The organism is Bacillota bacterium (assembly GCA_036504675.1).
Lineage (GTDB): Bacteria > Bacillota > Sulfobacillia > JAJYWN01 > JAJZPE01 > DASXUT01.
Map to the genome: position 1 here is coordinate 1 of DASXUT010000160.1, position 25486 is coordinate 25486.

The 25486-nt window shown below is 64.6% G+C and carries 22 protein-coding genes and 1 riboswitch; of the genes, 15 read left to right on the forward strand and 7 right to left on the reverse strand.

Going from position 1 to position 25486, the window contains the following annotated elements:
• Positions 1–619, reverse strand: a 619-nt coding sequence (locus tag VGL40_12490) for a BadF/BadG/BcrA/BcrD ATPase family protein (protein HEY3316079.1), incomplete at its 3' end; no start/stop codon positions are given.
• Between the two features lie 91 nt (positions 620–710).
• Between VGL40_12490 and VGL40_12495 the strand changes: the two genes are divergently transcribed.
• Positions 711–1565 carry an SDR family NAD(P)-dependent oxidoreductase gene (locus VGL40_12495; GenBank protein HEY3316080.1) on the forward strand — a complete coding sequence of 285 codons (855 nt, stop codon included), beginning with the start codon at positions 711–713 and terminating at the stop codon, positions 1563–1565.
• A gap of 107 nt (positions 1566–1672) precedes the next feature.
• Here the strand turns inward: VGL40_12495 and VGL40_12500 are convergent, their stop codons facing one another.
• Positions 1673–2458, reverse strand: a complete 786-nt coding sequence (locus VGL40_12500; protein ID HEY3316081.1) for a PIG-L deacetylase family protein — start codon at positions 2456–2458, stop codon at positions 1673–1675.
• Between the two features lie 118 nt (positions 2459–2576).
• Here VGL40_12500 and VGL40_12505 point away from each other — a divergent pair, with 118 nt between their 5' ends.
• From VGL40_12505 to VGL40_12525, 5 genes are all read left to right on the forward strand, one after another.
• Positions 2577–3905 (forward strand): MFS transporter, encoded by a 1329-nt coding sequence (locus VGL40_12505; GenBank protein ID HEY3316082.1) that lies wholly within the window; start codon positions 2577–2579, stop codon positions 3903–3905.
• A gap of 212 nt (positions 3906–4117) precedes the next feature.
• Positions 4118–4780: a hypothetical protein gene (locus VGL40_12510; GenBank protein HEY3316083.1), complete on the forward strand. Its 663-nt coding sequence runs from the start codon at positions 4118–4120 to the stop codon at positions 4778–4780.
• Between the two features lie 55 nt (positions 4781–4835).
• Complete coding sequence (locus VGL40_12515) at positions 4836–5582, forward strand: HNH endonuclease signature motif containing protein (GenBank protein HEY3316084.1); 747 nt, start codon at positions 4836–4838, stop codon at positions 5580–5582.
• Between the two features lie 78 nt (positions 5583–5660).
• The gene (locus VGL40_12520; protein ID HEY3316085.1) at positions 5661–7088 is read left to right on the forward strand and encodes a 4-hydroxyphenylacetate 3-hydroxylase N-terminal domain-containing protein; all 1428 of its coding nucleotides are present in this window, start codon (positions 5661–5663) and stop codon (positions 7086–7088) included.
• A 26-nt stretch (positions 7089–7114) separates the two neighbouring features.
• On the forward strand, positions 7115–8125 hold the full coding sequence (locus VGL40_12525) for a succinylglutamate desuccinylase/aspartoacylase family protein (protein ID HEY3316086.1): 1011 nt from the start codon (positions 7115–7117) through the stop codon (positions 8123–8125).
• On the opposite strand, the gene VGL40_12530 is transcribed toward VGL40_12525, so the two are convergent.
• The 3 genes from VGL40_12530 to VGL40_12540 all read right to left on the reverse strand — a co-directional run bounded on the left by VGL40_12530 (position 8098) and on the right by VGL40_12540 (position 11428).
• Positions 8098–8976: an MBL fold metallo-hydrolase gene (locus VGL40_12530; protein HEY3316087.1), complete on the reverse strand. Its 879-nt coding sequence runs from the start codon at positions 8974–8976 to the stop codon at positions 8098–8100. The genes VGL40_12525 and VGL40_12530 overlap by 28 nt on opposite strands.
• Positions 8977–9094: 118 nt before the next feature.
• Positions 9095–9967 (reverse strand): hypothetical protein, encoded by an 873-nt coding sequence (locus VGL40_12535; protein ID HEY3316088.1) that lies wholly within the window; start codon positions 9965–9967, stop codon positions 9095–9097.
• 109 nt (positions 9968–10076) lie between these two features.
• Positions 10077–10242, reverse strand: a riboswitch (cyclic di-AMP (ydaO/yuaA leader).
• A gap of 97 nt (positions 10243–10339) precedes the next feature.
• The gene (locus tag VGL40_12540; GenBank protein ID HEY3316089.1) at positions 10340–11428 is read right to left on the reverse strand and encodes a polysaccharide deacetylase family protein; all 1089 of its coding nucleotides are present in this window, start codon (positions 11426–11428) and stop codon (positions 10340–10342) included.
• Positions 11429–11494: 66 nt separating this feature from the next.
• Here VGL40_12540 and VGL40_12545 point away from each other — a divergent pair, with 66 nt between their 5' ends.
• Positions 11495–12511 carry a succinylglutamate desuccinylase/aspartoacylase family protein gene (locus VGL40_12545; protein HEY3316090.1) on the forward strand — a complete coding sequence of 339 codons (1017 nt, stop codon included), beginning with the start codon at positions 11495–11497 and terminating at the stop codon, positions 12509–12511.
• An 89-nt stretch (positions 12512–12600) separates the two neighbouring features.
• On the opposite strand, the gene VGL40_12550 is transcribed toward VGL40_12545, so the two are convergent.
• Both VGL40_12550 and VGL40_12555 read right to left on the reverse strand, forming a co-directional pair.
• Entirely contained in the window at positions 12601–13638 is a 1038-nt protein-coding gene (locus VGL40_12550) for a GerMN domain-containing protein (GenBank protein ID HEY3316091.1), read from the reverse strand.
• A 222-nt stretch (positions 13639–13860) separates the two neighbouring features.
• Positions 13861–15720 (reverse strand): PucR family transcriptional regulator ligand-binding domain-containing protein, encoded by a 1860-nt coding sequence (locus tag VGL40_12555; GenBank protein ID HEY3316092.1) that lies wholly within the window; start codon positions 15718–15720, stop codon positions 13861–13863.
• Positions 15721–15801: 81 nt separating this feature from the next.
• Here VGL40_12555 and VGL40_12560 point away from each other — a divergent pair, with 81 nt between their 5' ends.
• The 8 genes from VGL40_12560 (at position 15802) to VGL40_12595 (ending at position 25485) form a co-directional block, all read left to right on the forward strand.
• On the forward strand, positions 15802–16590 hold the full coding sequence (locus VGL40_12560; GenBank protein ID HEY3316093.1) for an SDR family NAD(P)-dependent oxidoreductase: 789 nt from the start codon (positions 15802–15804) through the stop codon (positions 16588–16590).
• A 13-nt stretch (positions 16591–16603) separates the two neighbouring features.
• Positions 16604–17089 carry a DUF3830 family protein gene (locus tag VGL40_12565; GenBank protein HEY3316094.1) on the forward strand — a complete coding sequence of 162 codons (486 nt, stop codon included), beginning with the start codon at positions 16604–16606 and terminating at the stop codon, positions 17087–17089.
• Between the two features lie 77 nt (positions 17090–17166).
• On the forward strand, positions 17167–19497 hold the full coding sequence (locus tag VGL40_12570; GenBank protein HEY3316095.1) for a molybdopterin cofactor-binding domain-containing protein: 2331 nt from the start codon (positions 17167–17169) through the stop codon (positions 19495–19497).
• Between the two features lie 5 nt (positions 19498–19502).
• A complete protein-coding gene (locus VGL40_12575; protein HEY3316096.1) occupies positions 19503–20372 on the forward strand; it encodes a xanthine dehydrogenase family protein subunit M in 870 nt (289 codons plus the stop codon).
• Between the two features lies 1 nt (position 20373).
• Positions 20374–20853 carry a (2Fe-2S)-binding protein gene (locus VGL40_12580; protein ID HEY3316097.1) on the forward strand — a complete coding sequence of 160 codons (480 nt, stop codon included), beginning with the start codon at positions 20374–20376 and terminating at the stop codon, positions 20851–20853.
• Between the two features lie 58 nt (positions 20854–20911).
• Positions 20912–22798: a TRAP transporter fused permease subunit gene (locus tag VGL40_12585; GenBank protein HEY3316098.1), complete on the forward strand. Its 1887-nt coding sequence runs from the start codon at positions 20912–20914 to the stop codon at positions 22796–22798.
• 59 nt (positions 22799–22857) lie between these two features.
• The gene (locus tag VGL40_12590; protein HEY3316099.1) at positions 22858–23835 is read left to right on the forward strand and encodes a TAXI family TRAP transporter solute-binding subunit; all 978 of its coding nucleotides are present in this window, start codon (positions 22858–22860) and stop codon (positions 23833–23835) included.
• Between the two features lie 63 nt (positions 23836–23898).
• Positions 23899–25485: a UbiD family decarboxylase gene (locus VGL40_12595; protein HEY3316100.1), complete on the forward strand. Its 1587-nt coding sequence runs from the start codon at positions 23899–23901 to the stop codon at positions 25483–25485.
• Position 25486: the final 1 nt, after the last annotated feature.

A 25486-nucleotide genomic window follows, 5' to 3' on the forward strand; every position in this document is an offset into this window, starting at 1 on the left:
CCAGTCCCATCATGTCCTCGTAAGAGTAGGCCGAGGACATCATCTCGTCGAGGTCCTTGTATCCAAGCTGTTTGGGGATCTCCGTCTCCAGGCGGGTCTTCGGCCCGCACCGCTCGAGGGACTTGAAGGCCCAGTGCATGGCGTCGCGGACGATGTCGGCGGCCCCGCCTCGGTTGCCGGTCTCGTAACCCATGGCGTGGAGGACGGCCTGCCGTCCGTCGCGGCTGCGGGCGGCCGAGTTCGACCCGCTGCCCGAGATGGAGACGGCGCCCCAGCCGGAGCGCGTCCCCCCGCGTAGGCCGACCCAGGTGTCGTTGAGGACCCTGAACGGCACCGCCCCGAAGAGACCCCGCGAACCCCGCTCGAGCTCTTCGAAGTCCACCGGTCGGTCGGCCCCGGCCAACCCGAGGGCGGCGAAGGCGAGGTCCGACAGCCGCCAGCCGGCCGCGGCGCAGGCCGCCTCGACCGCCACGCGGACGGACTTCATGGCCGCGTCCAGTCCGATCAGTTGATAATTGCCGGCGCCGGACTGTCCCCGGCCCATGAGGCCGCCCTCATCATCGCCGACGACGGCCAGGGTCTTCGTGGCCCCGCCGTCGACGCCAAGCAGAAAGGCCATTCGGATCATCTCCCGAGGAAGGTTTGTGAGTAACGATGCGGAACATCCCTGTAGCTGGATCCCGAGACCAAGCTGCGAGGGGGTTCGAACGTTGACTGAGGAGGGGCGCACGCCGCCCGCCGGTCCGGACGATCAAACCGGCTCTGCCGTTCTGCTCACCGGGGGCAACGAGGGCATCGGCTATCACCTGACGAAGTCGCTCCTGGAGTCGGGGCATCGAGTCGCGGTGGTCGACCTCAATGACTCCAACCTGGACGCTCTGGCCGGGGCTTTCCCCGATCGGCTGATGGTCATCCGGGCCGACGTGACCTCAGACGAGCAAGTCGCCGGAGCGGTGCAGACCGTCCTCTCAGCCTGGGGCTCCATCGACGTCGTCGTCAACAACGCCTGCCTGGCCAGGTTCGCCCGGTTCGAGGACCGGACGCCCGAAGACATCCGGCGGGAGTTCGAGGTCAACTACTTCGGCTACCTCAGGGTCATCGCCGCCGTACTGCCGTCGATGAAGGCGAGGGGGAAGGGGGTCATTCACAACGTCAGCTCCGGCGTGGGGTTATCTGGTTTCCCGGGGATTGTCGGCTATGCCTCGACCAAGGGGGCCATCGAGGCGATGACCCGGACCCTGGCCATTGAGTTTGAGCCCTATGGGATCAGGGTGAACCTGATCCACCCGCCCTTGACCAACACCAAGTCGGCCGCTCCCCTCGGCATCCCGCCGCAGATGATGGCCGACCCGGCGGCGGTCGGGCGAAAGTTGGCCCGGAAGATTGGTTCGACTAAGGCGGTGATCACCCCGGACCTGTCGGCCGGTCTCGGCCTGGCGATGATGCGCCTGTTCCCGGGGGCCTTCGGTCGCCTCCTGGGCAAGGCCGCGGCCAGGGCGAGGGACTCGCGGGAGGGTGGGGTGGGCCATCGCGGCTCGGAGGGCGGGGCCGGCTCTCCAGACTAGCCTCTCTCTTCCAGGCTCAAGGCCCCGGTCGGGCACTCCCTGACGACCCGCCCGCGGCCGCACCGCAGAAGGCAGACCCACTTGCTCACGCCTTCGTCCCCTCTGGCCTAGCTGATCTCGGCGTCCACGTTGACATGCAGGTGGATCGGGGTCAGGACCTTGAAGGCCTCGGCCTTTTCCATCGTCGGCGCGGGTCCTCCCAGTTCGGTCGCCTTCTTCCTGGCAGCCTCGGCGTTCTCTCTGGCCTTGACATCGAAGTAGAGAGAGAACATGGCCAGGGTGTTCTCATTGAACTGGCTCTCGTGGGTCTTGATGGCGGCCAGCTTCTGGTCCCAGGTCTGGTCGACATCGACGAAAGTGTTCGGCTTGGCCGTGAAGTAGAAGGCCACGGTCCCCACGTCGTGCCCCTTGGTTCGCGGGCCGCGGGACTCCTCGGTGGGGAAACCGGCGAACAGGATGGCCTCGGCCGCGACCAGGCCGACGGCTCGGTGGTCGGGGTGGGCCTCGTAGGGCAACCAGGGGTCGGGGAGGAGGACGGCCTGGGGTCGATGCTCCCGGATCAGGTCCATCAGGTGTTCCCGCAATTCCATCGGGGGGAAGGCGCCGGCGTCCGGGTAGCCCAGCCAGATCAGGTCGGTCACGCCCAGCCCCGCGGCGGCCCGCTCTTGCTCGCCGCGCCTGATGGCGGCCACCTTGGCCCGGGTTGTGGTCAGGTCGATGCTGCCCAGGCCGCCGTCGGTGACCGTCACGTAGGTCACGTGGGCTCCGGCTTTGACCAGCTTGGCGACGGTTGCCCCGGCGCCGATCTCGAGATCGTCGGGGTGCGGCTGGATGCACAGGACTTCCCGAGCCGCTTCCAGGTCGGGGATGGGGATGAGGTCTTTGGCTAACACGGTGGCCACCTCCAAGGACAGGCGATTCTTCACCGGAGGGCGGTTTCCTCCGGAGGTTTTCCGGTTGCGGAGGCGAATCTAGGGACCGGACCCACAATTGGGGAAGGGAAGTGAGCGCTTGAGTAAGGGGCAGAAGATCCTGTACAGCCTGGGTTCCTTGGGCGCCGGCCTGCCCGCCGCCGCCGTCAGCGGCTTTCTCCTATTCTTCTACGTTGATCAGTTGAAGATGTCGCCCGCCCTCTTTGGGCTCGGGATGGTCATCTACAGCATCTGGAACGCCATCAATGACCCGCTGGCCGGGCAGATCTCCGACAATACCCGGTCGAAATGGGGCCGGCGGATTCCCTACATCCGCTTTCTCATGATCCCCCTGGCCATCTCCTTCACCCTCCTGTGGACGCCCCCCTTCGTCACCGCCGTAGGTCACGAGATGGGCATGTTCATCTACTTCTTGGTGGTCCTGTTCTTCTACGACGGTCTTTATACGTTCGTCATCCTCAACTGGACCGCTCTCTTCCCGGAGATGTTCCCGGGCCTCAAGGAGAGGGCTCAGGTCTCGGCCTGGCGGCAGGCCTTCGGGATCTTCGGCAACATCGTCGGGGTGTCCATCCCGCCGCTCCTCTACCCGGTCATCGGCTGGTTCGGGATGGGCCTGGCCTACGCCCTGCTGACCCTCATCGCCCTGGCCCTCTCGCTGCGGGGCTCAAAGGAGAACCCGGCTTTCGCCACCAAGGAAGGCCTGGCCCTCTGGCCGGCTCTCGTGGCCACGCTGGCCAACCGCTCCTTCCTGACCCTCGTCCTGGCCGACTTCCTGTGGCAGTTCAGCTTCGGGATCATCCTGGCCGTGCTGCCGTTCTTCGCCAAGTACGTCCTCCACATCGCCGGGCTCCAGCAGACCCTCCTCAGCGGGATCATCTTCATCATCGTCATCCCGATGGTCTTCGTCTGGGGCGGCCTTTCCGCCAAGTGGGGGGCGAGGAACACGGTGATGATCTCCTCGGCCGCTTTCGGCCTCACTCTGATCCCCCTCGGGCTGGCCTCCTCGGTCAGCTGGGCGTACGCCTTCGCCGTCGTCGTCGGCCTGGCCCTGGCCGGGCTGATCCTCCTGATCGACCCGCTCATCGCCGACGTGGTCGACGAAGACGAGGTCCGGACCGGGCGGCGCCGCGAGGGGATGTATTTCGGGATCAACGGCTTCATGGTCCGACTGAGCATCGCCTTCCAGGGCTTGATGGTCACCGGGGTGATGGCCGCCACCGGCTACGACGCCAACGCCGCCGCCCAGGTCCCTTCGGCCATCGCCGGCTTCAGAGCCCTGTTGATCGGCGCCCCCATCGCCGCCCTGGCCCTGGCCCTGGTGCTGATGTCAATCTACCCGTTGCACGGGAAGCGCCTGGCCGAGGTCCGCGCGACCCTGGCCGAGAGGCGAGGGACCGCCAAGAGCTGACCACCTGGGGACCAGTTCAGCCCCCCTTCTGCCATGCCGGAGGGGGGCTTTGACGTTCATGCCCGTCTGGTCCGTGCCGACAAAAGCCGGCATACTGTGACACAAAACGACAGTCAGGTCTCAATTCAGGAGTTCCGAGCAGCCGATCATGGGTGTCTGGTTTGGCGGCACTTCGGGTACAAAACCAACCCTCTGGGAGGATTCACTCTAGCATGGTTGAAATACTCCCATGGATGCTGTGCCGTGGGAAGGGGGAATGGGCTTTGCCGTTCTTCGGCCCTACGTCTGGGCCGGGTGCCTTCGTAGTCCATTTTCGCCAAGATCCCATTCGAGACTTCGGCGTGTTTGCGAAGGCATATGGGCTGGCGGCCTCCAACCTTGCGCAGGCCCTGCTTGCGCGGGCCAATTGGCCAGACCACGACGCATACCCGGTGGTCTTCTTATACCGCCATTCCTTCGAACTGCACCTGAAAAACGTAATAAGCAAAGGAAGCCGTCTCGCCACTTATCGGGATGAGACTGGAATCCATCAAAGGATGGTCTATTCTCACGACCTTGATGAGCTAATGTCGGTTTCTAGGGCCATGCTACACGCTGCATTTCCAGATGATGCCGGTCTGTCCTCGGTCCTGACCGACATCGATGCTATTGCCAGGGAGTTCGTTGAGATTGACGCAAGCTCATTAACATTCAGATATCCCACCGATAGAAAAGGAGAAAGCCCCGGTCCTGCCCTCCGTCTCGGTCTGGACCGTATCACAAGAACCATGGACACCGCTCTCGAAGCACTCGACGCTATAGATTTCGGGCTTGATCTAGAGACCGATAGGGCGAAAGAACTGCGTGGGATTCTGGAGTCCTTCCTGTCAAGGTAGACCCCGCCCCTTCCGGGACTGTGTTTTCAGCAACTGCACTCTGAAGGTGACATCTATGCTGGACAGGGCGCGAAAAATCCTGTGGGCAAGATCTGGCAATAGGTGCGCGGTGTGCCGGAGTGAGTTGGTGATTGATGCCACGCCCAAAGAACCCGATACGGTCGTGGGCGACGAGTGCCACATCGTCTCGGCGAAGGGAAGGGGGCCAAGGTACGATCCTTCATTTCCCCCTGAACTTCTGGACGAGCCAGAAAACCTTGTTCTTCTATGCAGGGTCCACCATAAGATGGTTGACGACCAGCCCCAAACCTACACATCTGAGTATCTCCGCCGGACAAAGTCAGAACACGAAAAGTGGGTCTCTTCAGTTCTTGCGGGGAGCAAACAGCCACCAGTTCGGCTCCGTCTGGTCAAAGACAGTGCTGCCATTCGCCTTGTCCGCTTGACCACAGGACAGGAGTTGGTGAGCATCATCGGCGATTCGTATGCTTTCTCATTCGACTATGATGAGCCTATGTCGAATGATGAAATGGAACTTATCAGTGAGTTCCTCCAAGCTGCCCAAGACTGGGGTGATATCTGGGATGAGCTTGAGGCAGGCGCTCGCGTGAAAGTAGCCTTCGAAATGGGGCAGACGATTCAGGAGTTGGACCGGGCCGGGTTCTGGGTTTTCGGCGGGCGGGAGGTTCAACGGCTGGAAGGTGGGGTGGGGAGCCCATCCCCATGGCCTGTGGCCATTCTCCGCGTCGTGCGCTCCACCAATCCCGAGACTGTTGAGGAGCATCGACAGACCGAAACCTGAGCCAGGTGGCAACGGCAAGTCCTGCTTCTTGGGGCGAAGTTTCCCAATCCGTCCACACACTCAGGGAGGCGTATCGACATGATGACCGGCCAGGACTACCGCCAGTCGATCCTGCGTCTCAAGCCCAAGGCCTACATGTTTGGGCGGGAGATCGAGGACCTCGGCGCCTATGGCTTTACCGACGCCAACCTGCGAGGGATCGCCGAGACCTACGACATGGCCAGAGACCCCGCTCTCGAGCCACTCTTCGTCACCACGTCCCACCTCAGCGGGCGGCCGATCAGCCGCTACACCCACATCCACCAGTCATCCGAGGATCTGATGGCCCGGATCAAGGTGGCCCGCCAGGTCTGCCGGCGGACCGGCGTCTGTCTCGGACGGTGTGGCGCCGACTCGCTCAACGCCCTCTGGGCGACCACCTACGACATCGACGCGAAGCTGGGCACCGAGTATCATCGGCGGTTCAAGGACTTCCTGCGGCGGGTTCAGGACGAGGACCTCGTCACCACCCTGGCCCTCACCGACCCCAAGGGCGACCGCGGCCTGAGGGCGGCTCAACAGCCGGACCGCGACGCCTACGTCCGCATCGTCGAGCGAAGGCCCGACGGCATCGTCGTCAGGGGGGCCAAGGCGATGATTGCCGGGGCCACCGCGGCCCATGAGATCCTGGTTCACCCCGGTACCGGTTTCGGGTCAGACGAGGCGGACTACGCCGTCGCCTTCGCCATCCCCAACCACACTCCAGGCCTCTACCACGTGGTCGACCGGCAGGCGTCCGACGAGCGGAAGAACGAGCCATCCTGGGACCAGGGCAATGTCCGCTATGGCTCCCTTGAGGCCCTGATCGTCTTCGACGATGTCTTCGTCCCTAACGAGCGGGTCTTCATGGCCGGCGAGGCCGAGTTCGCCGCCGACTGCGTCGGCCGTTTCGCCCTCCTCCACCGGGTGGTCCTGGCCGGCTGCCTGGCCGGCTGCGGCGACGTCCTGACCGGGGCGACGGCCCTGGTCGCCGAGGCCAACGGCCTGGCCAAGCCGATGCGGGACCAGCTGGCCGAGATGACCTACTATTCCGAGGCCCTTTATGCCGGAGCCCTCGGGGCCTGCAGCCAACCGCAGAAGACGGCCTCGGGGGCGGTCTTCCCGGATCCGCTGCTGGCCAACGTATCCAAGTGGCACATCTCCTGGATGCCCTACGAAATCCAGAAGCGGGCCGAGGAGGTCACCGGCGGCAGCCTCGCCTGCATGCCCTCCCAGGCCGACCTGGAAAGCGAAGCGGTCGGCCCGGCCGTCCGCAAGTACCTGCAGGGAACGGCGGCCGTACCCGTCGAGGCCAGGATGCGGGCCATCCGGCTGGTCGAGAATCTGGTCGCCGGGCCAGGACGGCTGGGGTCGCTGTGCATGCACGGGGCCGGTTCGCCGGCCGCCGCTCGGATCACGGTCAGGGCCCTGTCGGACATCGAAAAGAAGAAGGGCCTGGCCAAGCACCTGGCCGGGCTGGACGGGTGAGCGAGCGAATGGGGTGGGCACCGGCCATGACGACCGAGGCCGGTCCCCTCACCGTCGCCGGCCTCACGATCGAGCCCGGGCGGGCCGCCGCCGGCTGGCTGCCGGTTGAGGGGCTCCCCGACCAGCGCCTGCCGCTGATGGTCAGCAATGGGGCCGGGCCCGGCCCACGGCTCGGCGTCACCGCGGGGATGCACGCGGCCGAGTATTGCGGGATCGAGGCGGCCACCCGGCTGACAAGGATGATCGACCCCACAGAACTCGCGGGGTCGATCGTGGTCGTGCCCATTGTCAACTTCGCCGGGTTCTGCCGGCGGACCGAGTACGTCTCGCCTCTGGACGGCCACGACCTGCACGCCGCCTTTCCCGGGCGGGACGACGGCCTGCCCTCGGAGCGGGTGGCGGCGACCATCGTCCGCCACGTCATCGCCCCGGCCGCCGCCTACCTCGACCTGCACGGCGGGGATCTGACCGAAGCCCTGGCGCCCTTCACCATTTACGACCGGGCCGCCGACCCGGCCATCGCCGCCGCCTCAAGGGCCCTCGGTGAGGTCTATGACTTCGGCTTCATCGCCTCCTCGACCATGGACGGGGCGCCCTACGCCCATGCCTCCCGGACAGGCAAGCCGGCCATCATCGCTGAGGCCGGCCAGCAAGGGATCTATGACGAAGCGGTCGTCCAGGGGCACCTGGCCGGGCTTCAGAACGTCCTCCGCCGTCTGGGGATGCTGCCGGGCGAACCGGTCAAGCGGCGGGAGACCGAAGACGCCGGAGAGCTGCTCTGGATCCGCTCCGAGGCGGAAGGGACCTTCCACCCTCGGGTGCGGGTGGGGGAGAGGGTGAACAGCGGTCACCTTCTGGCGGAGACGCGGGACTTCTTTGGCCGGCCGACCGGCGAGATCCGGGCCCCCGCCGACGCCCTGGTCCTCTGGATGATGACGGCCCTGGCCATGCCCAAGGGGGTCACCCTGGTGGGGATGGGGGTGCCCGGATTCAACCCACGGACCCGGACTCAGCCCACGGGGGTCCAGCAGTTGTAGGGCGGACACAAGACCCTGGCCGGATGGCGGGCGGACGCCGCCGAGACCCTGATCTTTTCCGGATCGACCGGTTCGATGAAGATGACGTGGTCCCAGTGGACCGGGATGAACAGGCCGGGCTTGAGCCGGTCGATGACCGTCCCAACGTCCTCGGGGCCGGGGATCTCCTGGGTGGGCTCCTTGGTGACGGGGTGGTGGAGCCTGCCGGCGATGTTGACCACAGCCACGTCCACCGGGCCTTCCGGCAAGGCGGGTAGACGATTATCACCGCTGACGTAGATAAGGACGGACTCGCTGCCGGAGCCCGCACCCTGGAACCTGATGAACATCCCCAGCATCGGACCGCCACAAGGCATCACCCCGTAGCGGTCGGGTCGGCCGGCCAGCTTGGCCGCCGCGCGGGAGCCTTCCTCGCCGGTCAGCCAGTGCTCGCCGGCTCGGGGGACGAGGCGAAGCGGGGCGGTCTCGCCCGGGTCTGCGGTCAGGCCCGGGAGGGCATAGCCCAGCCCGGCGATGAGGGGCACGCTCCGCTCGGGCGGCACCCCGCAGAGCTCACGGATGACCGCGATGGCCTCCGGGGAACCGCCGAAGCGGCAGGCCGGCCTGGCCACGGCGATCCGTTTAATCGTCTCCGGGTCGAAATGGTCGAAGTGCCCGTGGGTTATGAGGACCACATCTGGAGGGAACTCGGTCAGGTACTCCCGGAATTCCGGCGCCTTCGGGTTCGGCGAGTACCAGGGTCCATAGTCGCCGGCCCGGGAGAACACCGGGTCAACAGCGACCACGGGTCCATCGGATCCGCCGAACCGCAGGCTGATGCTGGCCGCTCCATGCCAGGCGAAATCAAACAAAAGCCGTCACTCCCGTGCCTGACGCCCGGGTCCACCGGCCCGGCCGCCGTGTCTTTAGAGTGACGGCTTCTCTTCAGGCGAGGCCGATTCCTCTTCGGGCCACCCGAGGGTGGTTTGGTCAGGCCCGTAAGCCGGTGGTCGATGGCCGTCCGAGACGCTCGGCCGCCGCCGTCAAGATGAGCTGGATGCAGTCGGAGAAACTGAGACCGGAGGCCGCCATCGCCCGGACGAAGGCTGACCGGAGAGGCTCCAGGCGCGGCAGGGGATCGATCGACTCGACCAGGACCCGCCCCTCCACGGTGATCACCAGATGGACCTCCGCGTAATCCCGGCAACCGAGGGCGGCGAAGGCGGCGACGGCGATCTCGGCCGCCCGTTCGCTTACGGCCCCAGAGATCCGTTGGTCTTCCAGGAACACGCGCGGCCCATCCCCGCCCACGACAGCGGCTCCGAGGCGCTTGCCGAGCGGTCGGCTCTGAATGAGGGCCGGGCGGGCCGGACCGGCCTGGATGGCTTGAAGAGCCCTGGGCAGGGCCTCGTCGTCCTCGGCCATGATCGGGCCGACCAGTTCGGCCGACCCGGTGATCCCGGTGCAGCGGACAACCACCGGCGGTCGCGGGCAGCGGGCCGGGGGGGTGACCGCCCGGGCCACGCCGAACTCGGGGAGGGGGAGACCGGCCAGGTCCAGGGCCCGGAAGGTGTTGGCCGGCGAGAGGGCCAGGACGCAGGGGGCCAGACTAGAACCGGCATGGTCGTAACCGGCCAGCTCCAGGTCGGCGACCGTCCTGACCCGCTCGTGCACGGTCCGCTGGCCGGCCGGATTGATCACCATGACCAGGTCCTCCTGCAGGGCCAGGCGACGGATACTCTCGGACGGCATGAGGACCGGGTCGAGCCGCAGGTCCTCGAGGGCCTTGCGGACGGCCGCGGTGGCCCCCGGCGAGGACGGGCAATCGGTCACGGCGACGCGGGTGGACGGTTCACTGGACATGGCATGACCTCCCAGATTCGGGCCGCCGCCGACACAAAAAGCCCGGGAATCCCGGGCTTGTCGCGGCAAGAGGAAGTCACCCACGACCGCCAATGATCGGCGGTCGCGAGCCTGACCCCTTCCACGCTTACGAGGTTAGCTGACGGGTTCGGGTCGAAAGAGTTGACCCTACCGCCCGGCGTCCGGCCGCCGATGAACAATGGCAGCCGGCCCGCGGGCGGATTCACCCCGGTACTGGGTCCCCCGTTTCCCTGGGAATTCAGCGTTCTTCAGGCCCGTTTTAGTTGTCGGCCCCCAGTCTAGCCCAACCCTGGACCGGTGTCAAAAGCTCCTGCCGACCGCCCCGCCCGGAGTGGAGCGGATAAACAGGAATTAGCGGGGGCCCCGCCGAAAAATCCCACCGCTGCTGGGTCGCTCGCCCGGGGCCAGGGGACGGCCCTCGTCGATCAGCTCGCTCACCGTCACCAGGCGGTAACCCTGGCCGGTCAGGAAGTCGAGGATGTCGGGCAGGGCCTGGGCTGTCTGGTCCACCGGGTGCATCAGGACGATCCCGCCGTTCTTGACCTTCTTCTCCACCCTGGAGGCGATGACCGAAGGGCCCGGCCGTTTCCAGTCGACCGTGTCGGCGCTCCACAGGATCGTCCGGAGCCCGAGCTGGCTCGCGGCCAGGAGGGTCCGCTGGTTGAATTCCCCGTAGGGTGGAGAGAAGATCCCGGGCTTCTGTCCGGTCAGAGCGGACACCATTTCGTTCCCGCGAACAATCTCTGACCGCAATTGGTCGGCCGGCAGACTGGCCACATGGCGATGAGCGTAGCCGTGGCCGGCCACCTCGTGACCGCCCCGGAGCATTGCCTGGACGAAGTCCGGGTGGTCCTCGGCCCAGGCCCCGACGACGAAAAAGGTCGCCCGAACCTGGCGCCGATCGAGGGCCCTGAGGATGTCGGTCAGGGGTTCCTCGCCCCAGGCCACGGTGAAGGTCAGGGCCACCTCGTGCCTGGCCGGGTGACCATGACGGACGGGCAGGTCGGCCAACTGGTCCAGGCGGACCGCCGGCGGCACGGGCGAGCCGACCAAGTCGACCGCCTGACGGGCGGGGGACGTCATGACGGCCTTCTCTGTGGCGGTCAGGTCGGCGGTCCAGCCGGGCAGGCCGGGAACGGCCGATTGGTCGCGCGAGTCCAGCGAGGCGTTGACCGGCTTGACTTCGCGCTCCTTGGCCAGAGCCAGGGCCACCTGGTGGAGGGCTGCCCGGTCGAGACCTCCGACCTCCTGCCCTTCGAGGGTCACTCCCGGCCGCACCGGCGGGCCGGCCCGGCGGGTCGCCGTCCCGCACGACGTCAGACTCAGAGCGAAAGCCAGCCCCAAGGCGGAGATTCCCATCCAAGGCCAGAAGCTGACCCCATGGTTCTTCATCGTCGTCACCGTCCTCTTCTGGGGGACGGCCCCTGGTGAACCCTTCACCTGGCCGCGTCTCCTGGGCTGCCTGATGGTGGTCGGCGCAACTCATCCTGCTGAGGCGGTGAGAGTATGGGCAATCAATTCGGCTCCGATGACCCGACCGAGCGGACCCGGACCTTCTTTGGCCTGTCCGCTCCGCCCGGGGGTAAGCTGGAGAGGCTCATCCCCGTGGGCAACTCGACCATCGGCCAAGCGGTCCTCCCTCTGGTCATCATCCAGGGGTTGAAGTCGGGTCCAGCGGTGGCCTTCACCGCCGGCGTCCATGGGGCCGAGTACGCCGGCATCGAGACCCTCTTCCGGATCTCCCGCGACCTGAAGCCGGCCGAACTCGTCGGCACGGTGATCCTCCTGCCCATCGTCAACATGCCGGCCTTCCAGTCCAGGCGGCCCTTCGTCTGCCCGCTCGACGGAAAGAACCTCAACCGCATCTTTCCCGGCCGCCTCGACGGCACTTTCAGCGAGGTCCTGGCGGCGATGGTCACCGAAGAGGTCATAACCCGGGTCGACGCCCTGGTCGACCTGCACGGGGGAGACTTGGTCGAAGAGATCACGCCGTTCTGCCTTTTCCCGATGACTGGCCGGAGCGAGGTCGACCTCAAGGCCCGTGACCTGGCCCGGGTCTTCGACCTGCCGGTCATCTGCGCCATCCAGGGACACGCCGGAGAGTGGAGCGCCGAGGGCACCCTGGCGGCGGCGGCCGCGTCCAGGGGCGTGCCGGCGGTCACCGCCGAGGTGGGCGGCATGGGCCGCCTCGACGAGGAGGACGTCGAACGTCATCGGCACGGCGTGATGAACGTGCTCCGGCAGCTCGGGATGATCCCGGGCTGGCCGACCCTGACCGTCCCGCCGGTGGTCGTCTCAGACATGGTCTGGCCGCAGGCCGACGTGGACGGCGTCTTTTACCCGCACGTGCAGGTCGGTGAACGGATCCGCGCCGGGACGGTTGTCGGGACCCTTCACGACTACTTCGGCAACCTGATCAAGCCAGTCCACTCGCCGGCAAGCGGGCTGGTCATGTTCGTCACGACCAGCCCGGCGGTGATGCAGAAGGGGCCGCTTGTGGGCATCGGCGTCCCTGCGGAGTAGCTGGATCTTTGCGTCAGCAGAAAGGCTTTGGCCGCCGGCCAGTGACCGGCGGCCTTGTCTGTTGATTTGTGGAGTCGGACGCGGGCGCCTTACTGCTCGGGGTTCACCCAACGCGGTCGTGACAGGACCCGGCCCAGGTTGACGTGACCGAACGGCTGATCGAAGGCCTTCCCATCCAAGGTGAACTGGACCTTGTCGACTCCGGGGAAGGTCGTCACCGTCAGGATCATCGAGTCGACCATCAGAGACTGCCGGACCGGGTCGTTGGCGAAGGCCTCCTTGACCTTGCCGGACAGGTCGACGAAGGCCGTCTTCTCCTCGACGCGGACCGACTTGACTTTGACCGCTTCGGGAACGGTCGCCCGCAGCTTGAAGTCACCCCGGACAAGGTCCTGCTTCAAGAGGTCGAGGGCCTTCTTGATGGCGTCGGTCGGGCCCTGGGAGGTCAAAGCCACCCGCTCGGGGACGAGGTAGGCCCGGTTGCCCACGTAGAGGGCCAGGTAGACCCAGGCCTTCTGGCCGTCACTGGCCCTGTGATCGGCCTTGAACGGGGCCGAGGCGGCCAGGCCGTGGAAGAGCACCGGGGTGGTCTTCCCATCCACCAGGAACTGGACCTGATCCACCCACGACTGCTCGGAGCAGGTCGACAGGATGCCATCGAGGGCCAGCGTGGCGCCGGTTGACCCCCACTTCGAGCTGACCTCGACCACCTGCTGCGGGATGTCCACCGCCAGTACCCCGTTGGCGATGGTCACTTTGTTGATGGTCATCGGCGGGGCGGCCTTCATCAGCCCGCTGTCCGCCTGCGGCCCCTTGAGGAACTCGTCGAGCGAGGCGCGGACCGGATACTCGGTCTTGCTGATCACCCGCGACACCGGGACCAGGTACATGGCGTCCGGGTCGGTGAAGTAGACCGTCACCCGCTCCCTCCCCTCAGGCGCCGAGGAGGTGGCCGGGATGTAGGTCAGCTCGATTTGGGCCTGGCGATTGGCCGACAGCGATGGGATGATCCCGATCCTGTTGAGCACCGACTGGCCCATCATGGCTAGGTTCTTGGCGTTCTGCTGGAGGTACCCAGCGGCGAAGAACATGGCCACGACTAGCAGGATCACCGCGATCTTGCGCATCAAGGCAAAGACCCCCTCGCGGATGCTCTTGTCCGGTACATTACATGCCGAGGGGGTGAAGTTTATGCTAAGAGGGCGCATGCCTGTCGGGGGAGGGGGGAGTAGGCCAAGCCGCGTCGGGTGGTGGGGTTGGCCCGTAGGCAAAGAAAGACCGGCCTCACAGGACGAGGCCGGCTTCACTGTTCTGGTTTTCCCAGCGGGTCCCCAAGCGGGTCCGCCGGCTTAAACCGGCGGACCGCCGGCCAGCCCCTCTACGGCGGCGATCTTGAGCGCAATCTGGAGGTTCAGTATGGCCTCCGGCTCGGAGGGGTTGATCCCCAAGAGCTGAAAGGCCTTCCGCAGGCGGTAATGGACGGTCTGATAATGCAGGAAGAGGGCCTTCGAGGTCGCCTTAACGTCACGCCCCGCGGCGAAATAGGCATTGAGCGTTCCAATGAGGGAAGCATTGTGCTCTTTGTCATAATCGATCAACGGCTGCAGGTATTCCCGGCAGAATCCGACGGTGGCCCGGTCATCGGTTCTGAGAACTCGGTAGACCCCCAACTCAGAGTAGTGGGTTACATGGCCGGGGCCCTTTAAACGCAAGCCTATGGTCAAGGCTTCCTTGGCTTCCGAGTAGCTTCGGTGAACCTCGGGAAGCTCGCCAAAAGAGCCAATCCCAGCCGAACAAGGGTAGTCGACCACCTGACGAAGTTCGCCAATGGCCGCTTCGGCGGCTTGAACCGCCCCTTTTTCCGGCCTTGCCCCCCTGGACGGGGATTGCAGGATGATGGCGTGCCCGCCGGCGACGACTACCGGTCCTTCGGCCACCTCTCGCAAGGCGCTGCGGATCTGCTCCATGAACAGCTGGATTTCCTCGTCCCCTTCGAGGCTGGCGGTGATCTCCGTGAACCTGGGCAGAGCGACCGCGATGACCGCCGCCCCACGATCCAAGTCCCAACCGAAGGCCTGCGTCCTCTTGCGAAAGGCTTCAGTGGGGGCGTGTAGAGAGCCGTCCAGCAGGTCGCGGAGGAAGTCGTCCCGGACTCTGGCGCTGATGTGCTCGTTGGTCTGCATCTTCTGGGCTTGAAGGGAGATGAAGGTGACGACACTTCTGGCCACATAGTCAGTCAGATAGTCGTTCATCTGTTCGCAGACCAGATAGGAATGACACCTTGACGGGGACAGGAGGACGGGAAGGGAGGAGTACTGCCGGCCTTCTATCGTGAGGATAGCCGGTTCCGCAGGTGAAGGTTCGCCGTCCCGTCGCACGGCTTGACCGAGCCGCTCGCGGAGCTGCCGAATCTCGGCCGAGGGGAAGGACTTGCTGACCGAGAGGATGGTTCCCGTCGGTTCCACCAGGGCTGCCCGGCAGCCGCAGACCCGGGCGAACCCGTTGACGATGTCTGAGAGTGAACAATCAGAGAGCAGAAGGTCACAGAGGCTGCGGTGGATTTCCTCCGCCCGATCCAGCAGATCCGCCTGGAGCCGGAGGATGCCGGAGGTCACCTTGTCGATGATGGAGATCCACTTGGTGTCGTAGGGGATGGACAGGATGGGGAAGTCGAGTTCGTCGGCTAGTCTGAGCGTTTCTTCGGGAAGGGAGGTGAGAAACCGGTTGAGTTTGACCCCCAGCCCGCTGGCATGCCGGTCATTGAGCTGCCTGACGACTTCGGTAAGGATGGCCGGTTCTTCCCGAAAGGCGTAGCCGGTGGTCAGGACTAGATCGTTGGAGCCGAGCCAGTTGGCGATGTCCGGGGCCTCCAAGACATTGACACCGGTTACGGGGCGGTCGAGACCACCGGCCCCGGCCAAGACTTGGCACTGCTCCAAAGGTGGAGCCCCGAGAATGGCCCGCAAGGCGACCCCGAAAGTCAAGTCAGAAGCCTTAACGGCGGCTTGCCGAGATGAAGGATTCTGGGCGGGCCGGGCCAGACCGGCCCCGCCAGTCAACTGGTTCTGCAAACCAAACCAGCTCCCTTTATCATAACTGACGCTAGTGCTCCGTCTAGGGAGATTGGTCGCAGCCCGAGGTTTTCCTGCTGAGCGTTCGGACTTATCATGCAATGACAACGGCGGGCCTTCACCGGCCCGCCGCTTCATACGCTAGCACGAAGGTTCTGACGCTTCCTCGGCAGTATTGATTTATGCGATTGAACATCTGATTCGAGGAGGTAGACGCCGGTGACAAAATCCGAAATGGACGGGCGCGTGGCGATTGTCACAGGTGGGGCAAGTGGCATCGGTTTGGCCATCAGCAAGCGCCTCACCGCGGAAGGCTGCAAGGTCTCCATTTCCGGGCGGAACACGGCCCGCGTGGCGGCGGCGGTCAAGGAGATCAACGAGGGGCACGGCACGGCCATTGGGGTCCGTTGTGACGTGCGGAACGTTGACGAGGTAAACCACCTCGTCGATGAGACGGTGGACAAGCTCGGCCGGGTCGACTACCTGGTCAATAACGCCGGGCTCTTCCCGACCAACATCTCGACCGACATGACCGAAGAGATGTGGGACACGGTCGTCGACACCAACCTTAAGGGCGCCTTCTTCTGCGCCAAGGCTGCCGGCAAATGGATGATCGCCAGCAAGGTCAAGGGCCGGGTGGTCAACATCAGCTCCACCGCCAGCATCTTCGCCCGGCCCGGGGTGGCCCATTACGCCTCGACCAAGTCCGGTCTGGTCCAAATGACGAAGGTCCTGGCCGTCGAATGGGCGCCGTACAGTATCCGGGTCAACGTGGTCTGCCCCGGCGTGATCGCCACCGGGACGGTGGCCGAGATCATGAGCAACCCAGACGGCAAGGAAGAGTATGAAGCCAAGGCTCGGCGGATTCCGATGGGCCGGTTCGGTCAGGCCGAGGAAATCGCCGAGGCGGTCCTCTTCTTCCTGTCCGAGCGGTCCAGTTACTGCACGGGGTCATCGCTCGTCGCCGACGGCGGCTACACGCTTGGCCTGTCAAGCTACAAGATATGAGGAGGGACTAGCAATGCCAAAGAACCCAGAAGAGCTCTTGAAGACGTTCCGGAGTGTTTGGCCCCCCCTGGTCGATCGAGTCATCGAACCGCAGTACAAGACCCTGATCATGGACATCGAGGGGGAGGAGTTCGAGCTGGCCCTGCTGGAGAAGGTGGCCCCGAACATCAGCGCCGCCTTCCTCAAGATCCTGCCCCTCAAGGGCCATCTGATCCACGCCGCCTGGTCGGGCGAAGTGATCCGGCAGCTGGAGTCATTCGAATTGCCCGTCACCAAGCCGGAGAACGCCACCTACTACTGCGCGCCTGGGGACGTCTGCTACACCTTGGGGCATAAGGAATTCACCATCATGTACGGCGACAACAACTGCCGGATGCCTTACGGCAACGTCCAGGAGAACGTCTTCGCCGTGATCAAGAACAAGATGCGCAAGTTCCAGGAAGTCTGCCAGCTCATCCGGCTCACCGGAGCCAAGGATTACGTCATTCGGCTGAAATAGCACCGGGATAGACAGGCGGGGTGGGGAAGCAGGCCTGACGGCCTGCTCTCCCCACTCTCCCCGAAGGGGGCGGGCATGTGAACTCGAGATTCCGGGAGTCCGTCGAGGCGCCGGTAGTGACGGTTGAGGGCGACCATCCGGAGGCCGTCCCGCAGGGAGCGGTCGGCGAGGGCGTTCCCCAGCTCGACGTGAAGGAGAAACTCTCCGGCACGGCCGTCTACACGGATGACCTGGTCATGCCGGGGATGCTCTACGGGAAGGTCCTCAGAAGCCCCTTTCCACACGCCATGGTAAGGGGCATCGACACCAGTAAGGCCAAGCGGGTTCCCGGGGTCAGAGCGGTGATCACCTTCCGTGACGTCCCCCCGGTCCGCTTCAATAGCTTTGCGGCATCGGTGACGGCCGACCTCCCTGAGGACGAGTCTATCCTCACCGATCACTGCCGCTATGTCGGCGACAAGGTGGCCGCTGTCGTGGCCGAGGACGAGGCGGCGGCCGAGGAAGCTATTTCCCTGATCAAGGTCGACTGGGACCAGTTGCCATTTGTGCTGGACCCCGAAGACAGCCTGAATCCCGGGAGCCCCCGCCTTCACGACCAGGGCAACCTGGTCGAACGGGTGGTCTTCTCGGGGGGAGACATCGAGGAAGGGTTCAAGACCGCCGACCACATCTTCGAGAACGTCTACCGGTCGTCGCGGGCTCAGCCCTGTCCGATCGAGCCTCATTGCTGCATCGCCTGGTATTCGCCGGCGGGTTCGGTGACGATCTGGTCGGCGACCCAGACACCCTTCCGGATCAGACGGGTCCTGGCCAAGGTCCTGGGCCTGCCGGTGGGCGACGTGCGGATCATCAAGCCCGTCGTCGGCGGCGGTTTCGGGAACAAGAACGAGCTTCATTACGAGCACATCGGGGCTCTCCTGTCGAAGATGACCGGCCGGCCGGTGAAGTTCCGGTCGACCCGGGAAGAGGTCTTCCACGCCTCATCGCGGAGGCACTCCGTGACCGCCAGCCTCAAGACCGGGGTCACCAAGGACGGCCGGATTGTCGCCCGACAAGGCCGGTTCATTGTCGACACCGGGGCTTACGCCACCCACGGACCCGAAGTGACGCGAATGCTTGGTACGATGTGGGCCTCGCTCTATCCCGCCCCCCACTGGAGTTTCGAAGGCCTCTGCGTCTACACCAATACGACCATCGCCGGGGCCTTCCGGGGCTACGGCAATCCGCAGGGCCACTGGGCGATGGAAAGCCAGATGGATGAGATCGCCGAGGCCCTTGGGATGGACCCCATCGAACTGCGGTTGAAGAACCACATTCGCTTGGGCGAGATCCAACCGGTCACGGAGTATCCAATTCAGAGCATCGGGCTGGACGAATGCATCAGCCGCGGGGCCGAGGCCATCGGTTGGGCCAACCGAGGCGCCCCTTCCGAGAAGAGCGGGCGGATCAGACGAGGGATCGGGATGGCCGCCCTCATGCACTTCACCGGGGTCAAGCCCTTTGTCCATGAGGTCGGCACGGCCATCGTCCGCCTGAACGAGGACGGCACCGTGGCCCTGCTGACTGGGGCCGCCGACGTGGGTCAGGGTTCGAACACGGTCCTGGCCCAGATTGTGGCGACCGAACTGGGGATTCCCCTGGCGTGGGTGAAGGTCCAAGCGGCCGACACGGCGACCACGCCATACGCCGTCGGCACCCGGGGCAGTTGTGTCACCCATAATGAGGGCAAGCCGGCCCAACTGGCAGCCATGGCGGTCAAGGCGAAGATCATCGAGCGGGCGGCCACGATGACCGGGATCTCTCCCACGGGGCTGAGCCTCGAGGCGGGTCGAATCATGAACGTCGCTTCGGGCGAGACGCTGCTGACCATCCGGGACGTTGCCGAGAACAGTCACTTTGGCGAGAATCCGGCCCCGATCACCGGCGAAGCCACCTTCAACCCGCCGACCATGGCGCCTTCCTTTGGCGCTCAGTTCGCGGAGGTGGAGGTGGACACCGAGACCGGGCAAGTCTCAGTCAAGAAGATGGTCGCCATCCACGACATCGGGCGGGCCATCAACCCGCTGTCCTGTGAAGGCCAGATCCAGGGCGCCCTGCAGCAAGGCATGGGCTACGCCCTGACCGAGGGGCTCACCTTCTCGCGGAATACCGGCCAGCCCCTGAACCCCAGTTTCCTCGACTACAAGATTCTGTCCGCGGCCGACATGCCGGCCATCGAGGTCGGCCTCGTCGAGTCCTATGAGCCGACCGGGCCCTTCGGGGCCAAGGGTCTCGGGGAGAGCGGCCTGGTGCCGACCGCCCCGGCCCTCGCCAACGCTATCGCCAACGCCGTCGGGGTGCGCTGTCGGGAGCTGCCGATGACCAGCGAGCGGCTCTGGGTTCTGCTTAAAGAGCGGGAGCAGAGGTGATCGACGTGAGCAGATACAGCCGGCCGGAGTATGTCAAAGTCCTGACCGTGGACGACGCGATCGAAGAGTTGATCCGCAACGGCGAGGCGTACGTCGTCGCCGGGGGTACCGATCTCGTCGTCAATATGCGACTGGGCCGCTGCGCGCCCCGCAAACTGGTCGATTTGAGCGCGGTTCCCCAGCTTTCCGTGGTGAGTCCAGATCACAACTCGGTGGTCATCGGGGCGACGGCGACCATGTCCCGAATCGTCGAGGCCCTCTCTCCATGGCCTTCGTTGTCGGCCCTGACCACCGCCGCTTCGCTCTTGGGCACCCCCCAGGTGCGCAATCTGGCGACCATCGGCGGCAACATCGGCAACGCCTCTCCCAGCGCGGAACTGGTTGGTCCGCTGGTAGCTCTGGGTGCATCCGCGGTCCTGCGAGGGCCGAAAGGGGACCGGTGTGTACCGATTGAGGAGCTCTTCGTCGGTCCGGGAGAGACGGTCTTGTCAAAGTCCGAAGTCCTGACGGCGGTGGATGTTCCCATCCCGCCAACCAAGACCCTCACCGCTTACGCTCGTCACCGCCGGACCAGGGTCGACCTGGCCACGGTCGGAGTCTCCGTCGCCCTGGGGGTCACGGCTGGCAGATGCCAGCACTGCCGGGTGGTCCTGACGGCGGTGGCCCCGACTCCGTTGAGAGCCATTGAGGCCGAAGGAGTGCTGGCCGGACAGAAGCTGACGGAAGAGGTCATCGCCCAGGCGGCCCTGGTGGCCTCGGCCGAAGCCAGGCCGATCAGTGACGTCAGGGCCAGCGCCGATTATCGCCGGGAACTGGTCGAGATCATCACGAGAAGGTCCCTCACTTCCTTGGCGGCTACCCTGGGGGTGAACTGACGTGACCTATCCAATCAAGCTGGTTGTCAACGGCAGGAAGTTCAGCCCCCGGGTTGAAGGCGACGAGACCCTACTCCATCTCTTGCGGGAGAAACTTGGCGTCAAAGGGGTCAAGGCCGGCTGCGAGTCCGGCGAATGCGGCGCCTGCACGGTCCTGGTCGACGGCCAGCCCGTCAACAGCTGTCTGATCCTGGCGGCGCGTTGTGACGGCAAGAGCGTGCTCACCGTGGAGGGTCTCCGGGCCAATCCCCAGATGGCTATCCTGGAACAGGCTTTCCTCGAGAAAGGGGCCGTTCAATGCGGGTTTTGCTCCCCCGGGATGATCATCTCGGCCCACAGCCTGCTTCAGAAGTCACCGCACCCGACGGAGGATGAGGTCCGGGAAGCCATCTCGGGTAACCTCTGCCGATGCACCGGATACGCCAAGATCGTCGAGGCGATCCTGGCGGCCGCTCGGCGGATGGGGGAGGTGGAGACGTAGAGAGCCGCCAGTAACGGGCTCTCACGGTTGAATCGCCCATTTGAAGGGAGGTCAGAGATTGGACTCCAAGAGGCAGTCGCTCTCGATCCCCGACGCCGTCGCCTTGTTAGCCAGAGTCGTGGCCATTGGGCTATCCCTATTCCAACTCTACACGGCAGCCTTCGGGATCTACCGCTCCCCGGTAGCCCATCGTGCGGTTCACGTCGGGTTGATCCTCGTCCTCTATTTCCTCAGCGAAGCCATCGCCAAGAGAGGTCGGGGCAGGCTTGTCTTTAACGTCAGCCTGGTCGCGGTAGCGGCGGCGGTCACGGTCTACTTGGTCGTGTCCGATCAGCGCATCCAACAGCTCATCGGGATGGTCGAGCCCGGCATTCTGGACAACTTGATCGGAGCAGTGATCATCCTGCTTGTCCTGGAGGCGCTGAGGCGCACCCAGTTCGAGATCTGGGTCCTTTCCGTGATCAGCATCGCCTACATGTGGTTGGGGAGCTACATCCCGGGCATCTTCGGTCACCCGGGGATGTCCTGGAACCGAATCATCTACTTCCTTGGGCTCTCCTCCGAGGGGATTTTCGGAAGCATGGTCGACGTCTCATCGACCTTCCTCTACCTGTTCATTCTCCTTGGGTCGTTCCTCTACTTCACTGGTTGCACCGAGTTCTTCGTCAACTTGGGCCTTCGGCTGCTCGGCAAACAGCCCGGCGGGCCGGCCAAGGTCTCCATTCTCGGTAGCGGCCTGGTGGGGATGGTGATGGGGAGCGGCATCGCCAACGTCGCCACCACCGGTGTCTTCACCATTCCACTCATGAAGAAGGTCGGAATCAGTTCGAAATTCGCCGGGGCGGTGGAGTCGGTGGCCGCCGACGGCGGACAGATCATGCCGCCAATCCTGGGGACATCGGCTTTCCTGATGGCCGAATTCACCGGGATACCGTACGCCAAGATCGCCGTGGCGGCGATCATTCCGGGGGTCCTGTACTACCTTTCGGCTTACGCTGGAGTCCACTTCTACGCCACCCAGAAGAGGATCTCCGGGGTGGAGGATGAGATGATCCCGTCATGGCGGCAGGTCGCCCTTCAGATCTACCTACTCCTGCCCGTGGCGGCCCTGATGTACTACATCTTCATCTTGAGGGCCACACCGACCAGGGCTGGTCTCATCGGCATCGGGGCCTCGCTGCTGGTGGCCTTGATCCGCAAGACACAACGGCTCAAGTTTTCTGATGTCCTTCAAGCCCTCGAACGAGGGGCCAAGAGCGCCATCGAGATCGTCATTGTGTGCGCGGGGATGGGCATCTTCGTGGCCGCGGTGGTGACGACCGGCCTGGCCATGCGGATCACCGAGGTGATCATGTCGCTCAGCGCCGGCAATCTCATCCTCGGCTTGATCGTCGCCATGATTGCGTCAATGATCCTTGGTGCCGGGCTGCCGACCCCGGCGACCTACATGGTATCGGCGGCCTTCGTCGCCCCGGCCATGATGCAGCTGGGGGTCCCGCTCCTGGCCGCTCACCTCTTCCTGGTCCACTTCGCCATCAAGTCCTCGATCTCGCCTCCGGTCGCCGTCACCTGTGTGGTCGCCGCCGGGATCGCCGAGACCAATTGGTGGGGTGTGGCCTGGGAGTCGATGAGACTGGCGGCATCGTCATTCCTGATTCCGTTTGCCTTCGTCCTCCAGCCCGGTCTGTTGGGCCAGGGGCCGGCGGCAGGCGTGCTGATATCAACGATCGCTGCGGCCATCGCCGTGGTCTTCGTCGCCGCCGGTCTGCAGGGCAACCTGCTCCGCCCGATGACCGTCCTGACCAGGGTCCTGGCTGTCATCGGAGGGGTTCTCCTTCTCTTCGGTTCGCCCCTGACCTACTCCGTCGGTCTGGCGCTGCTCGTCCTGACCGTTCTGATCCAAGTGACCCAACGAGCCAAGGGAACAACGGCCATCGCGCAATGAGAAGTCACCCAGAGACCCGACGATTTCCCAGACGCCCAGGATAACGAGGAGGTGCGGACATGTCTCGGACCAACCGCGTCATCGCCGTCGGATTGGTGCTCATGATCCTCTTCTCAGTGGCAGGGTGCTCGGGCCAGTCTAAGCCGGCTCCGGAATGGGCTCTCGCCACGGCTTCCTCCGGTTCTAACCCGTACGTTCTAGGCGGCATCTTCAGTCAGGTCGTGAATGCCGCGCAGAAGTCGGTGCGCGTCTCCGCCCAGGTCACCCCGGGGTGGATCAAGAACCTGTCGCTGGTCGACTCAGGTGAGATGCAACTCGGGCAGGTAACGGCCGGCGATCTTAACGATGCATACGCCGGCACCGGTGGCTTTGACAAGAAGTACTCGAATCTGCGCGGGCTCTTCATTTACGGGAAGGAACCATTGGCGATAATCACCTTTGACAAGACGAAGATCACCTCGGTCGCCGGTCTGAAGGGCAAGAAAGTCCACATCGGCAGCCCCGGGAGCGCCACGGCGAAGTGCGCCGAGATCGTGTTGAAAGCCCATGACCTGACCCTCCAGGACATCAAGGTCTTCCAATTCACGACCGGTCAGGCCATCGAAGCTCTGCGCGACGGTCAGATCGATGCGGCCTTCGTCTTCGGCGTGCCGCCCGTCTCGGCCATCCAGGAACTGGCCGTCAGCCATCCGATTGTCCTGATTCCCATCGAGGAGCAGTATCGCAAGAAGATCTTTGACGCGACCGCCGGCTCTCTCGGACTGAGCACCATCACTGCCGGCAGCTACAAGGGCGTCGACAAGGATGTACCGACGGTGGCCTTCAAGTCGGCCCTGATGGCCAACGCCAACGCCGACCCGAAGCTGGTCTACGCCTTCGTCAAGGCCAGTTGGGACAAGCTCGACGAGCTTGACAAGATGCATCATGGGATGAAGGGCGAGTTCGGGATGGATCTGAAGACGGCGGTTGAAGGCCTGACCGTTCCGCTCCACCCGGGTGCGGAGAAGTACTTCAAGGAGATCGGGGTGCTCAAGTAAGCCGACCCGGGCAACCCCGATGACTGACCATCGACGGCTCCATTTCCTAAGGGGGGTTTGCCGTTGGCTTACAAGGACCTTCGGGCATTCATCGCCGAGTTGGAGAAACGCAGTCTGCTGAAGCGGGTTTCCGCGGAGGTCGATTGGGAGTACGAAATCGCCGGTTGGCTGAGAAAGGCCGCCGACATCAACGGCCCGAAGCCGGCCCTCTTGTTTGAAAACATCAAGGGTTACTCGTCCGATTACCGTCTGTTCTCGGGCGGGGCCGTTTCCTACCCTCATGTGGCTTTGGCCTTGGGTCTTGACCCCGGGACGACGCCCAAAGAGATCATCAACGTCTACAAGGAGAGGCTGAAGCGGCCGCTTCCACCGAGGCTGGTCAAAGATGGGCCGGTGAAGGAGAACGTCCATGTAGGTAACGACGTCAACGTCCTCGAGTTCCCGGTTCCTTGGTGGACCCCGCGAGACGGTGGGCGGTATGTCGGCACCTGGCATGGTAACGTGACCAAGAACCCGGTGACCGGCACCCGCAACGTCGGCATGTACCGGGTCCAGGTGCTTGACGAGAAGCGCTGCGGCGTTGGATTCCTACCATTCTCTCACATGGGCCATCATTTCGCCCAGTCCCAGGGGGCGGGGAAGCCCCTCGAAATGGCCATCGTCATCGGCGCCGACGAGACCATCCCGATGGTCGCCGCCACCGGCATCCCGCCCGGAAAGGACGAGTTCGAGGCCGCCGGCGGCCTGCGTGAGGAGCCAATGGATCTGGTCAAGTGCGCGACCGTCGACCTGGAGGTCCCGGCCAACGCCGAACTGGTCGTCGAGGGTTTTGTCTCGCCGGACGAGCGGGTGCCCGAGGGCCCCTTCGGTGAGCACACTGGTTACCACGGTGGCGGCGTCCGGATGCGCCCGGTCTTCCACGTCACGGGAATCATGCACCGAAGCAGACCGATCTTCCGCGGGGCGCTGCTCGGACAGCCGATCACCGAGTTCCACGTGATGACTGACATCATCAACTCGGCCGGCGCTTTGTCCCTGTTCGAGACGGTGGGTCCGGAAGGGGTCCTGGCGGTCCACTGCCCGCCGGCGGCCGACTCGGCCTGTCTGGCCATCATCCAGATCAAGCCCCGCTACGTCGGACAGGCCAGAAACGCGGGACGGGCCCTGATCTCGAGCAGTGTCTGCAAGTATCTCAAGACGGTGGTCCTGGTTGACGACGACATCGACCCCTTCGACCTGGGCCAGGTTTGGTGGGCCATGGCCACTCGCACCCAGGGGAGCCGGGACATTGAGGTCCTACCCTATGGCACCGCTTCCCGTTCCGACCCGTCGGTGATCAACGGAGAGTATACTGACAAGACGCTCATCGATGCCACCAAGAAACTGGACTATCCTTACAACCCTGTCTGGGGTGGACACTGGGCTCCGACCTGCACGCCTCCCAAGGAGGTCATGCAGCTGGTAGAGGCCAGGTGGCCGGGAATGGCCGGTGGTGGCGAAGATAAGACCCAAGTCGAACGGCTGACCGCCTTCGTCAACCGCGAGATGAAGCCCAGGTGGGAAGAGATGAGGCAGGACTACAAGCTCGATGAGGAGACCCTGAAGCGCGAGCGGACGGTGTCGTATCCGACGCTGTCCAAGAACGAGTAGG